10 protein-coding genes are annotated in these 12,104 nt (G+C 69.8%); 4 read left to right on the top strand and 6 right to left on the bottom strand.

What is annotated here, in order from left to right:
- Nucleotides 1-51: 51 nt before the first annotated feature.
- The 4 genes from LF262_RS11890 (at nucleotide 52) to LF262_RS11875 (ending at nucleotide 6,128) form a co-directional block, all read left to right on the top strand.
- Nucleotides 52-2,937 (top strand): FAD-binding and (Fe-S)-binding domain-containing protein, encoded by a 2,886-nt coding sequence (locus LF262_RS11890; RefSeq protein ID WP_235780602.1) that lies wholly within the window; start codon nucleotides 52-54, stop codon nucleotides 2,935-2,937.
- 91 nt (nucleotides 2,938-3,028) lie between these two features.
- Complete coding sequence (locus LF262_RS11885) at nucleotides 3,029-3,964, top strand: (Fe-S)-binding protein (protein WP_235780601.1); 936 nt, start codon at nucleotides 3,029-3,031, stop codon at nucleotides 3,962-3,964.
- On the top strand, nucleotides 3,961-5,478 hold the full coding sequence (locus LF262_RS11880) for a lactate utilization protein B (RefSeq protein WP_235780600.1): 1,518 nt from the start codon (nucleotides 3,961-3,963) through the stop codon (nucleotides 5,476-5,478). Before LF262_RS11885 ends, LF262_RS11880 begins: the two co-directional genes overlap by 4 nt.
- Entirely contained in the window at nucleotides 5,475-6,128 is a 654-nt protein-coding gene (locus LF262_RS11875; RefSeq protein WP_235780599.1) for a LutC/YkgG family protein, read from the top strand. Before LF262_RS11880 ends, LF262_RS11875 begins: the two co-directional genes overlap by 4 nt.
- A gap of 35 nt (nucleotides 6,129-6,163) precedes the next feature.
- Here the strand turns inward: LF262_RS11875 and LF262_RS11870 are convergent, their stop codons facing one another.
- From LF262_RS11870 to LF262_RS11845, 6 genes are all read right to left on the bottom strand, one after another.
- Nucleotides 6,164-6,994 (bottom strand): ACT domain-containing protein, encoded by an 831-nt coding sequence (locus LF262_RS11870; RefSeq protein WP_235780598.1) that lies wholly within the window; start codon nucleotides 6,992-6,994, stop codon nucleotides 6,164-6,166.
- A gap of 110 nt (nucleotides 6,995-7,104) precedes the next feature.
- Nucleotides 7,105-7,650 (bottom strand): NUDIX hydrolase, encoded by a 546-nt coding sequence (locus tag LF262_RS17230; RefSeq protein WP_372462770.1) that lies wholly within the window; start codon nucleotides 7,648-7,650, stop codon nucleotides 7,105-7,107.
- Between the two features lie 4 nt (nucleotides 7,651-7,654).
- Complete coding sequence (locus LF262_RS11860) at nucleotides 7,655-8,782, bottom strand: hypothetical protein (RefSeq protein WP_235780596.1); 1,128 nt, start codon at nucleotides 8,780-8,782, stop codon at nucleotides 7,655-7,657.
- Nucleotides 8,783-8,870: 88 nt separating this feature from the next.
- On the bottom strand, nucleotides 8,871-10,070 hold the full coding sequence (locus LF262_RS11855; RefSeq protein WP_235780595.1) for a cation:proton antiporter: 1,200 nt from the start codon (nucleotides 10,068-10,070) through the stop codon (nucleotides 8,871-8,873).
- Nucleotides 10,071-10,076: 6 nt separating this feature from the next.
- Nucleotides 10,077-10,559: a cation:proton antiporter regulatory subunit gene (locus tag LF262_RS11850; protein ID WP_235780594.1), complete on the bottom strand. Its 483-nt coding sequence runs from the start codon at nucleotides 10,557-10,559 to the stop codon at nucleotides 10,077-10,079.
- Nucleotides 10,560-10,626: 67 nt separating this feature from the next.
- The gene (locus tag LF262_RS11845; RefSeq protein ID WP_235780593.1) at nucleotides 10,627-12,006 is read right to left on the bottom strand and encodes an MFS transporter; all 1,380 of its coding nucleotides are present in this window, start codon (nucleotides 12,004-12,006) and stop codon (nucleotides 10,627-10,629) included.
- Nucleotides 12,007-12,104 lie beyond the last annotated feature (98 nt).

The raw sequence follows: 12,104 nt of genomic DNA, 5'->3' as shown, positions 1-12,104 counted from the left end.
AGCACAAATGTGGTGTCATGAGGTCCGACCACATGTTTCGGAAGGACCCCCATGACGAAGCGCACAACGACGAGCGCCCACCCCGGCGGCCCAGCCCACCCCAGCCCGAGGGCCACCCCAGGCCAAGGACCCCTGTTGGCGCAGGAACTCGCAGCCGCGATCGGTGCTGAATCCGTGACGACGCGGCCACTCGACCTGCACGCCAAGGCCCACGACGCCTCGCACTACCTCCTCGTTCCCTCGGTGGTCGTGTCTCCCCGGACCGACCGGGATGTGGCCGCCCTCCTTGCCACGGCCGCGCGGCACGGCACCCCTGTGACGTTCCGCTCGGGCGGCACGAGCCTCTCCGGGCAGGCGATTACCGCCGGGCTGCTCGCGGACACCCGCCGAAACTTCGGCGGCATGGAGGTGCTTGACGGGGGAGCACGGGTCCGCGTCCAGCCCGGCGCCACGGTCCGTTCCGTCAACGCCCGCCTCGCGCGCCACCACCGGGCGCTCGGCCCCGACCCGGCGAGCGAGATCGCGTGCACCATCGGCGGGGTCGTGGCCAACAACTCCTCCGGCATGCACTGCGGCACCCAGGCCAACACCTACCGCACCCTCACGTCCATGCGGTTCGTCCTGCCCTCGGGAACCGTCATCGACTCCGGTGACCCCGCGGCGTCGTCCGTATTCGCCGAGCGAGAACCCGAGCTGCACGATGGGCTGGCCCGGCTGCGGAGGCGCATCCTCGCCTCCGGCGACTCGGTGGCGCGAATCCGCCACTTGTTCTCGATGAAGAACACCATGGGCTACGGGCTCAACGCGTTCCTGGACTTCGAGAACCCGCTCGACATCTTCGTCCATCTCATCATCGGCTCCGAGGGGACCCTCGCGTTCGTGGCCGAGGCCGTGTTCGCCACAGTCGAGGTCAAGCCGCAGGTCGCGGCCGGGCTCCTTGTCTTCCCCGGCGTCCGCGCGGCCGCCGCCGCGATTCCCGAGCTCGTCGCCGCCGGGGCGGACACGGCCGAGCTCATGGACGCCGTGTCCCTGCGCGTCTCGTCCCGCCTGCCGGATTGCCCCGAGCAGATCCGTACACTCGAGCTCCCAGACCCGGCGGCCCTGCTCGTCGAGTTCACGGCGGGCAGCCCTGACGAGCTCGCAGACCGGACCGCGTCTGCGGACGCGCTGTTCGGGGGGCTCGGCCTCGCCCAGCCGGTCGCCATGACGCGCGATCCGCGAGAGCGTGCCGCCCTGTGGAAGGTCCGCAAGGGCCTCTACTCGACGGTGGCGAGCGCCCGGCCCTCCGGCACGAGCCAGCTCCTCGAGGACATCGCCGTGCCCTCCCCGGCCCTCGCGGACACATGCCACGACCTCGCGGGGCTCCTGGCGCAGCACGGTTACCGGGACCCCGTCATCTTCGGCCACGCCAAGGACGGCAACCTGCACTTCATGCTCAACGAGGACTTCTCCACCGGGGACACGCACCGGTACGAGGAGTTCACCGAGGAGATGGTGGACCTCGTGCTCGGCGCTGGTGGGACGCTCAAGGCCGAGCACGGCACGGGCCGCATCATGGCGCCCTACGTGCGCCGCCAGTACGGCGACGAGCTGTACGAGGTCATGAAGGAGGTCAAGCGCCTCGCTGACCCGCGCGGCGTCCTCAACCCGGGAGCCGTCCTCTCCGACGACCCCCGCTCCTACCTCGCGGACCTCAAGGTGACGCCCACGGTCGAGGAGGAAGTGGACCGGTGCGTCGAGTGCGGCTACTGCGAGCCCGTGTGCCCGTCCCGCTCGCTCACGCTCACCCCACGCCAGCGCATCACTCTCCGTCGCGACGCCGAGCAGGCCCGCGCCGAGGGCAACGAGGAGCTCGCCCGGCAGATCATGGACGGCTACGACTACTCCGGAGTCTCCACCTGCGCCGTGGACGGCATGTGCGGCACGGCCTGCCCCGTGGGGATCAACACCGGCGATCTGGTCCGCCGCCTGCGCGCCGAGGCCGCGGGCCCTGTCGAGTCTGCCGTGTGGAACGGCGCGGCGCACGCCTGGAACGCGGCGTCCCGGGCGGGGGGCGCGGCGTTGAGTGTTGCCAAGGCGCTGCCGTCCGCGCCCATCGAGGGGACGACGCATCTGGGGCGGAAGCTGTTCGGCGAGGGGCTCCCCGCGTACGACGGCGGCCTCCCGGGCGGCGGCGCGGCCCGTCCCCGGCGGCGGGACGAGGCTGCCGAGGCAGTGCTGTTCGCCGCCTGCATCGGCACAATGTTCGGGCCTGAGGAGGGCGGACATCCCGGTGGCGCGTCGGGGGCGTTCATGGACGTGTGCGACCGCGCGGGCGTTCGCCTGCGCACGCCTGAAGGCCTCGGCTTGATGTGCTGCGGCACGCCGTGGAAGTCCAAGGGCATGACGGCCGGCTGGGAGCACATGCGCTCCGTGGTGGTTCCCGGCCTCGTCGAGGCCACTGAGGGCGGGCGGCTGCCCATCGTCGTCGACGCCTCCTCGTGCGCGGAGGGGCTGGCGATCATGCTGCGCTCGGCCGCCGAGGGCTCGGGGCTGCGCGTCGTGGACGCGATCGAGTTCGCCGGGGGCCTCCTGCCGCGCCTGACCGTGCGCCGCCGGATCCCGTCCGTGGCGCTGCACCCGACGTGCTCGAGCACGATCGCCGGGACCACAGCGCAGCTCGCGGCGATCGCCGGGCACATCGCGGACGAGGTCTTCACGCCGGTCGAGGCCGGCTGCTGCGGCTTCGCGGGGGACCGCGGCCTCCTGCACCCCGAGCTCACGGCCTCGGCGACGGCGCCGGAAGCGGGCGGCCTCGCGGAGGCCGAGCGTGATCGGGGCGGTCGCTTCGCAGAGTACGCCTCCTCGAACCGGACGTGCGAGATCGGGCTGACCCGCGCCACGGGCCGCCCGTACCGCCACATCCTCGAGCTGCTCGCCGGGGCGACGAAGCCTTGAGTTCCGGCCCGTGACGGATCCCACACCCTATGTTATGGTCAGACCACATTTGCCCGCGGCGCCCGAAGCGCCCCGGCCGAGAGAGGACACCATGAGAATCGCGCTCTTCGCGACCTGCATCGTGGACGCGATGTACCCGAGCGTCGCGCAGGCAACGGTCGAGATCCTGGAGCGGCTCGGCCACGAGGTCGTGTTCCCCTCCGGGCAGGCCTGCTGTGGCCAGATGCACGTCAACTCGGGCTACTTCCCCGAAGCGCTCCCCGTCGTGGCGAACCATGTGCGCACGTTTGAGGCCGGCTTCGACTCCGGGGAGTACGACGTCGTCGTCGCCCCCTCCGGGTCATGCGTGGCCTCGGTGAAGCACCAGCACGCAATGGTCGCGGACTGGGCGGTGGAGCACGGCACGAAGGGCGCCGATTCCACCCTTGCGGGGCGCGCCGACGCCGTGGGCGCCCGCACCTACGAGCTCGCCCAGCTCCTCATCGACGTCCTCGGCGTCACGGACGCCGCGGCCCAGCTCGGCTCGTACCTCCCGGGCACCATCACGTACCACCCGTCCTGCCACGGCATGCGACTGCTCCACCTCGGGGACCGCCAGCGCTCGCTGCTCGCCACAGTCGCCGGCCTCGAGGTCGTGGACCTACCCGAGGCGGAGCAGTGCTGCGGGTTCGGCGGCACCTTCTCGATCAAGAACGCGGACGTCTCCTCCGCCATGCTCGCCGACAAGGTCGCGAACATCTGCGGCACCGGCGCCGGCGCGTGCGCGGGCGGCGACGCGTCCTGCCTCATGCACATTGGCGGCGGCCTCCATCGCGAGGGGCGCACCGCGCCGTCCGGTCGCCCTGTGCGGACCATCCACCTCGCGGAGGTGCTCGCCTCCACCCGGGAGAACCCGCTCAGGTGGGACGGCGAGCTCGCGCTGGCCGGCACGCCCTCGCGGGCCGACAGCCCAGCGCAAGGCGCACGATCTGCGCCAGGGGGAGCGGCGCCGTCGTCCGTCTCCACTGCTACAGGAGGCACGCGATGACCGCCGTGGACCTGGGAATGCCTGCCCTGCCCCCGCGCGGCTTCGGCAACATCTCCGAGACTGAGCCGTTCCCCGCCGCCGCCCACCGCGAGCTCGACAACACCCAGATGCGCGCCAACCTGCGCCACGCGACGCACACGATCCGCGACAAGCGCCTCAGAGTCGTCTCCGAGCTCCCGGACTGGGAGGCTCTGCGGGACGCCGGCTCGGCGATCAAGAGCGAGGCCATGGCGCGCCTGCCCGAGCTGCTCGCGCAGTTCGAGGAGCAGTTCACCGCGCGCGGCGGGACGGTTCACTGGGCGCGGGACGCCGCGGAGGCGAACCAGATCGTCGAGCGGCTTGTCCGGGAACGCGAGGCCACCGAGGTGGTCAAGGTCAAGTCGATGGCCACGCAGGAGATCGGACTCAACGAGTACCTCGAGGAGCGCGGCATCGCCGCGTTCGAGACGGACCTCGCGGAGCTCATCGTGCAGCTCGGGCACGACAAGCCGTCCCACATCCTCGTCCCGGCGATCCACAAGAACCGGACCGAGATCCGTGACATCTTCCTGCGCGAGATGCCGGACGTCGACCCCTCCTTGACCGATGAGCCGCGGCGCCTGGCGATGGCGGCCCGCGCGCACCTGCGGCGCAAGTTCCTCTCGGCCCGCGTGGCCATCTCGGGGGCGAACTTCGGGATCGCGGAGACCGGTACCCTCGGCGTGGTCGAGTCCGAGGGCAACGGGCGCATGTGCGTGACGCTCCCGCAGACGCTCATCACAGTGATGGGGATCGAGAAGATCCTGCCGCGCGCCGCCGATCTCGGGGTGTTCATGCAGCTGCTGCCGCGGTCCTCGACCGGGGAGCGCATGAACCCGTACACGTCGCTGTGGACCGGGTCGACGCCCGGCGACGGCCCTTCCGATGTGCACGTGATCCTGCTCGACAACGGCCGTACCCGTGCGCTCGCCGACCGCCACGGGCGTTCTGCCCTGCACTGCATCCGCTGCTCGGCGTGCATGAACGTGTGCCCTGTCTACGAGCGGACCGGCGGCCATGCCTACGGATCCACCTATCCCGGGCCCATTGGTGCGATCCTCTCGCCGCTGCTCACCGGTGTCGAGGCCGAGGAGAACAAGTCGTTGCCCTATGCGTCGTCGCTGTGCGGGGCGTGCTTCGATGCGTGCCCCGTCAAGATCAACATCCCGGAGATCCTCGTGCACCTGCGCGGGGAGGACGTCGAGTCGCGGCGGTCGCGGCCCGGTGCGCGGCGGCTGCCGTCGCAGTTCGACCTCGCCATGGCCGGCGCGTCCTGGGCGATGTCCGACGGCGCGCGCATGGGCGTGCTCGAACGTGGGCTTCCGCTGGGGAAGGTTGCCGCGGGCCGCGACGGGGTGATAGGGAAGCTGCCCGGCATCGGCGCCGGCTGGACGCAGAGCCGGGACATCCCGGCGCCGCCTGCGGAGTCGTTCCGACAGCAGTGGAAGAAGCGTGACACGTCCGATGGAACGCCCGCAGAAGGGGAGACCAAGTGAGCGCCCGCGAGGACATCCTGGCCAGAATCCACGTGGCCCTCGCCACCGGCGCCGAGGTCACCCCTGCGGGGCCTGAGGTCACCCCTGCGGGGCCTGAGGTCACCCCTGCGTACCGTATCGCCTCGGGTCTCACCGAGGATGAGCTAGTCGCCCGGCTCGTCGATCGTCTCGAGGACTACAAGGCCCGGGTCGAAGTCGTTGAACACCAGGCACTCGCAGAGGCGATCCGCATCCGCCTCGAGGGCAAGAACTTCGTGGCACCCCATGGCCTTCCCGGCGAGTGGCTCCACCCGACCATTGCCGAGAACGCGCTGGCCGATTCGCGGGAGGCGCCACTCGGCGTCGAACGTCTCGACGCCGTCGACGCGGTGCTGACCAGTTCCGCGGCGAGCATTGCCGAGACCGGAACGATCGTATTGGACGGGTCGCCCGATCAGGGCCGGCGCGCAATCTCCCTTGTGCCGGACCACCACGTGTGCATTGTGCCGGGGGCGACGATTGTGGGCACCGTGCCGGAGGGGTTCGCGCGCCTCGACATCACCCGGCCGCTCACGCTCATTTCGGGACCGAGCGCCACGAGCGACATCGAGCTCGAACGAGTCGAGGGTGTCCATGGGCCGCGGATGCTGGACGTGCTGATCGTCCGTTAGGCCTGACGTGGCGCGTGTACGAGGTGATCTCGGCGTCAGGTGGCGCGCTGGTGCTCGACCACTTCAGCCAGCTCGGCAAGCCGGGCTGCCCGGGCCTCCTCGGCAGGAGTGAACGGGACGCCGGGCCGGATGAGCACGAGCGGCGCGTCCCACGGGGTCGGCACCTTGAGCACGGTCCGGGCGGCGTGCCAGGCATCGGGCACCACCCGGTCCGCGGGCACGCGCTGCGCCGCGAGCAGCTCCGCGGCCGCGAACGGCAGCTCGGCAGGCATGGCCGCGACCCGTGCGGCGAGCGAGAGCGCCCGCGTGGGACCGTCGACGAGGGCAAGAGGCGTGGTGGGCCAGACCCGCGCGCCCTCGCCGCCACCGTCGCCGAGGGCGTCCAGCAGGTCGGCCTCGGTCAGCCCTCCAGGGGCCGAGAGGACCAGCTCGTCGACCACGCCGCCCCGCACGGGCTGCGCTTGGATCGTGAGGATGTTGACCCCCAGCCCCGCGAGCGCATGCGTGAGATGCTCGAGGGCGCCGGGGGAATCCGCGAGAGTGGCGCGTGCGCGCCACAGGGCGGGGGCGACGTCGAGCTCGCGCCGCCTCCGCAGCGCCGGTGCGTGCAGCCACGAGCGGAACAGCCGCCGTGCCCCGGGCTCCGCCACCCAGATGACGAGCGCGGTCGCGGTCACCGCCAGCAGCAGCACCTTCACCACGAGCGGCCAGCCGGTCGCGACCACGAGGGCGTGCACCGCGAGCTCGATCGGGAGCATCGCTGCCACATTGGCGAGCGTGAGTCTGACCTTGGGCGGCTCGGGGTACCGGCCGCACACATCGCAGGCCAACTCGGACGGCGGGGGCGCATGCGTGAAGGTGCTCATGCCATTATCCAAGCCGGGCGGTGTTTCGCCTCGATTGCAGGGGCGTTTAAGTCCGACGCCGCGTGGCTGGGTTCGCGGGTCGGCGCCGGAGCCGTGCCCCGCTGGTCGTTCTACCGAGAGCTCAGGACGAAGGACACGGCGGCTAGCGTGTGAGCGTCGCGGATCGTGTCCCGCGCGACCAGCCCAGCAAGGTCCTCGAGGGGCACCCAGCGAAGCTCCTCGATTTCGCCATCTCTCGGACCTGCTGGTTCCCCGTCTGCAACTTCCACCCACACGACCCCGACCCGAGAAGGGTAGATGGACGAGTCGAGGATGTAGCTGCCCAGGCTGTGAGCGGAGAGTGGGCGCAGGCCTGTTTCCTCGACGAGCTCGCGGACGCCCGCGGTGACGCTGGCGTCCCGGCAGTTCGCCAACTGGTCTCCAGGCTCACCGAATCCCCGGGGGAACTCCCACAGTTCCTCAGCGGCAGCCAGACGACGGCTCCGCACCAGCACGACCGATCTGTTCCGATGAGCAACGACCACCGCACCCGGCTGCCCCCTTTGGACAACAAGCCGGTGCACCGGGTACTGCAAGGCGTGTCCGACTTGGCGCTGGAACTCGATGTGGGGCGGCCCGTTCCAGGTATAGACGGCTTCAAAGGCCTGCGGCTCCATGCGCTCAGACTCCTCTGAAGAACACGACGTCCATGTGCTGTTCGACCTTGAGCAGCGAGCACAGGATCTTGACGTCGCTCCACGGCATTGTGGCCAGAGCGACCGCTGCGAAGGCGAGCCATGGCCCGCTCAGTCCGAAGAAGTCGACGGCGAATCCCGGGATCGCGGTGACGATGGCAAAGAGGGCAAGTGTCAGCCTCAGGTAGCCCGCAATCTTGACCGATTGCCGATTCGGTGCCGTGAGGACGGCGAGCGAGCTGAAGGCGACGCCCCGCAACCGTGCGGTGGTCGGGTCGTCTCGGAGGGCGGCTTGCGCCGTGCCGAGGGTCGAAAGGGCGAGTGCGAAGGCGCCGGCTGTGCATTCCTTCATCGTGTCGGCGAAGTTGCTCGGTATCCTGAGGACTATCGACTCCGAATTTCCCTGTTCGCCGGCCGCGCTGGCATCGCCGGAGAGCTTTATCCAGTTCGCCCTATTCCACCGTGCTATGTGCTGGGAATAGTTGCGGCTCCATTCCTCATGGAGCGTGGCCAAGTCTTCCGAACGCGCCGAGTTTTCCTCGGGATCGTCCAGGGACCCGAGGGCCGTTCTTTCCTCGGCCATGATCCTGACGTAGGAACTCCTGGAGGCGACCTTCGAGACCCTCTGGAGCAGGTCGACGCTCGCAGGGTGCTGGAGGCCCGGCTGGATGCGCTCATCTTCGAGCCTGAACTCACGCACATTTTCACCGACCCGCTCGTAGTCCATCGTTCCGCTCTCGGTGGCGGCCACCCAGGGTTCCCATTTCCCACCTAGCGCGTGCATCGATGCATATCCTGATGGCCGTGCCAGAGACTGCCAGATGAAGTGCGGATCCTGCCGCTTCCTGGCGAGGGACGAGCGGAGGTCCTCGCCGATCCCCGTCACTGTCAGCGGAAGCGCGGTGGGGGCGAGCCCCAGCTGGGCGGTGACCCCGTGAGGGCCCAAGCGAAGGAAATACCATCCGTCCAACAGCATCGACTCGGTGATCAGCACTCTGCCCGAGAGCGCGAGCGCTATCCGGAGCATGCCCGTCAACTCTGCAATGGCGGCTGACGGCGATGCCGCACGCTCAAGCGTGTCCCACTGCGCCAGACTGTCGAATTCGGCAATCATGATTCTGTCGAACAAGGTTTCACGGCCTCTCTGGTGGTCTTCGGGCGGGTGGGTGCTCTGCTCCGGTCGGTCCGTGACCGGATGCCTGTCAGCTCAGCGGTCCAGACCGGGAGGGGACGGCGCGCCGGCGGGGCTGCCGGATGGCCTTCACGAGCGGCTCGACGAATCGGGCCGCTAGCGGTCCGAGGACCGCCATCAGGAGCACGTAGGCGGTGGCCATCGCCGCGAGCTCCCCGTTGACGGCGCCGGTGGCGACGGCTAGGCCTGCGATGACGATCGAGAATTCGCCCCGCGCGATGAGGGCGGCGCCCGCGCGCGCCCTGCCGGGGACGGCCACGCCGGCGCGGGCCGCGGCCCACCAGCCCGTTGCGAGCTTGGTCACCGCCGTGACGAGGGCCAGCAGGAGCGACCAGCCGAGCACGGGCGGGATGGTGGTCGGGTCCGTGTTCAGGCCGAACGCGACAAAGAAGATCGCGGCGAAGAGGTCCCGCAGCGGTTCCAAAAGGCGGGAGGCGAGGTGCGCGGTGGTGCCCGAGATGGCAATTCCGAGCATGAAGGCCCCCACGGCTGCGGAGACCTTCATCGCGGAGGCGAGGCCTGCCACGAGCAGGGCGAGGCCGAGCACGTTCAGCAGGAACACCTCCGAGTTCTCGCTGTGCACGGCCTTGGAGACGTGGTGCCCGTGCCGGAGCGCGACGACGAACACGAGGGTCACCACCACGAGCGATATGCCTACGGTCTGCAATCCACCGAGGAAGCTCACGCCCGCGAGGGTGGCCGTGAGGACTGGCAGGTAGATGGCCATCGCGAGGTCCTCGAACACGAGCACGGCCAAGATCGTGTGCGTCTCGCGGTTGCCGAGCCGCCCGAGGTCTGTGATGACCTTCGCGACGATCCCCGAGGACGATATGTACGTCACGCCTCCCATGACCAGTGCCCCGACGCCACCCCACCCGAGCAGCAGCGCCAGGCCGGCCCCCGGCAGGAAGTTCAGCACGAGGTCCACGACGCCGGCCTGCCACGACTTCTTGAGCCCCGTGAAGAGCTCCTGTGCCGTATATTCCAGCCCGAGCATGAGCAGGAGGAGGATGACGCCGATCTCCCCGGAAAGATGCGCGAAGTCCCGCACACCGCCCAAATCGATGAGCCCTCCTGCCCCGAACACGAGCCCGCCGATGAGGTAGAGCGGGATCGGCGACATGCCGATCCGTCCAGCGAGGCGCGCGAGGAGGCCGAGGGCGAACACGACCGCCCCGAGCTCGATGAGCGTGAGTGCGAGTGGGTCCATCGCGGCTCAGCCGTTGCGGAGGATCCGGGCGGCCTGGTCGAGGCCGTCCTGGGTGCCGACGGCAACGATCAGGTCGCCCGCGCGGAGCACGACGTCGGGTCCCGGCGAGGCGAGGACCTCGCCTTCGCGCATGATCGCCACGATCGAGACGCTCGTCCGGGTGCGGATCTGGGCCTTGCCCATGGGCTGGTCGCGGAAGGGGGATTCGGCGCCGATGTGGAACTGGCGTGTCGAGATGCCGGGGAGATCACGGTGCTCTTCGGCGAGCTGCATCACGATCCGCTGACCGCCGAGAAGGTTTCCGAGCGTCGTGGCCTCCTCGCCCGTGAGGGGGATGCTCGCCTGGCACGTGTCCGGATCGTCCCAGGCGGAGACGATGAGCTCGGTCTCGCCGTCCCGGTGGGTGACGACGCCGAGCCTGCGCCCCGACTGCGTCATGAAGTCCTTGCGGACCCCGAACCCAGGAAGGTCAGTCTCGTCAACGTTCATGGCTCAACTCTAGTGGCGGGTGGGCTGGCGCACGACGGCGAGCGGCCGCCGTCGTGCGCCCGTCCGCTCACGCTGGCGGAACCACCGCAGTGGCCACCCGCGCCGGCGGCTTGACCGGCAGGAGCACGAGGAGCCCGGCCAGCAGGACAGCCATGATCCCGACGATCCCCCAGCGCTGGGCGCTCCCGGGGGCGACGAACGGCGTGGCGATAGTGATGCACAGGCTGAACAGCGCGGGCGCGAGGAAGCTCACGGCGCGGCCGGTCGTGGCGTAGAGGCCGAACAGCTCGCCGGCCTCGCCGTCCGGTGCAAGCCGCGCGAGGTAGGCGCGGGCCGCGGACTGGGCTGGCCCTACGAAGAGGCATAGGAACAGGCCGAAGACCCAGAAGGTGAGCCCGCCGGTCCACAGGAATCCGCCGAGGTGGTACTCGGCGTTCCCGAGTGCGAGTACGGCGCCGGCCGCGACGAGGAGTCCCACCAGCGAGCCGACGATGACCCGCTTCGGCCCCAGCCTGTCGTCGAGGAAGCCGCCAGCGATCGCGCCGAGGGCCGCGACGACGTTGCCGAAGATCGCGAAGAAGATGACCTGCGAGAGGGTGAACCCGAACGTGCCCGCCGCGATGACGCCGCCGAACGTGAAGACGGCGGCGAGCCCGTCGCGGAAGATGGCTGAGGCGGCGAGGAAGTAGATGGTGTGCGGGCTGGTCTTCCAGATCGCGCGGATGCGGCGGAAGAGGAGCCCATAGGAGGCGATGATCCCGAGGCGTGCCGCGCGCTGCCGGGGCACCTCGGGCACTGCGAACATGACGGGCAGCGAGAACAGGACGATCCAGGCCATCGAGAACAGCGCAACGAGACGGATGTTCAGCGACTCGTCGGTGGAGGCGCCGAACCAGTGGAATGCGGGCTGGACGAAAAGGGCCAGGACCAGCAGCAGCGCCACGATCCCGCCGAAGTACCCGGCCGACCATCCGAGCCCGGAGATCCGCCCGATGGTCTTGGGGGTGGCGATCTGCTCGAGCATAGCGTTGTAGTTCACCCCTGCGAGTTCGCTGAACACGTGGCCCGCCGCGAGGAGCGAGGCACCGTACAGGAGGAACTCAGGGTGCGGGTACGCGAAGAAGCACAGCCCCGTGAGCAGCGCGACCACCCCGGTGTGGATGCCGAGCCACAGCTTCCTGCGCCCACCGGCGTCCGAGCGCTGGCCGGACACCGGCGCGAGCAGCGCGATCCCCAGCCCCCCGACCCCCAGTGCCGCGCCGAGCACGGCCGAGGCGTGGTCCTCGCCGCCGAATGCCTTGGACGTGAGGTAGACGGTGAAGACGAACGTGGTCATCACGGCGTTGAATGCGGCGGATCCCCAGTCCCAGGAGGCCCACGCGAGGACCTGTCCGCGGCGCACAGGGCGGCCGTGCCGTTCGAGCTCGGAGACGCCGGACGCGTGCATACTCAGAACTTTATCGGTTGATAGACTTCTGGGACTGAACCCAACTCTTTGTGCCGCCACACCCAACGCATAGACAATTGAACCTTCAACCGAGCGGA

The sequence above is a fragment of the Sinomonas notoginsengisoli genome (genome assembly GCF_021554725.1).
Lineage (GTDB): Bacteria > Actinomycetota > Actinomycetes > Actinomycetales > Micrococcaceae > Sinomonas > Sinomonas notoginsengisoli.
The sequence above is the reverse complement of the archived record's forward strand: the minus strand, read 5'-3'. Positions and strand labels throughout refer to the sequence as shown.

What these genes read in the sequence shown, in the direction of transcription:
- LF262_RS11890 (WP_235780602.1), top strand. Translation starts at nt 52, where the DNA reads ATGACGAAGCGCACAACGACGAGCGCCCACCCCGGCGGCCCAGCCCAC.
- LF262_RS11870 (WP_235780598.1), bottom strand. Translation starts at nt 6,994, where the DNA reads ATGAGCACCTTCACGCATGCGCCCCCGCCGTCCGAGTTGGCCTGCGAT.
- LF262_RS11850 (WP_235780594.1), bottom strand. Translation starts at nt 10,559, where the DNA reads ATGAACGTTGACGAGACTGACCTTCCTGGGTTCGGGGTCCGCAAGGAC.
- LF262_RS11855 (WP_235780595.1), bottom strand. Translation starts at nt 10,070, where the DNA reads ATGGACCCACTCGCACTCACGCTCATCGAGCTCGGGGCGGTCGTGTTC.
- LF262_RS11880 (WP_235780600.1), top strand. Translation starts at nt 3,961, where the DNA reads ATGACCGCCGTGGACCTGGGAATGCCTGCCCTGCCCCCGCGCGGCTTC.
- LF262_RS17230 (WP_372462770.1), bottom strand. Translation starts at nt 7,650, where the DNA reads ATGGAGCCGCAGGCCTTTGAAGCCGTCTATACCTGGAACGGGCCGCCC.
- LF262_RS11860 (WP_235780596.1), bottom strand. Translation starts at nt 8,782, where the DNA reads ATGATTGCCGAATTCGACAGTCTGGCGCAGTGGGACACGCTTGAGCGT.
- LF262_RS11885 (WP_235780601.1), top strand. Translation starts at nt 3,029, where the DNA reads ATGAGAATCGCGCTCTTCGCGACCTGCATCGTGGACGCGATGTACCCG.
- LF262_RS11845 (WP_235780593.1), bottom strand. Translation starts at nt 12,006, where the DNA reads ATGCACGCGTCCGGCGTCTCCGAGCTCGAACGGCACGGCCGCCCTGTG.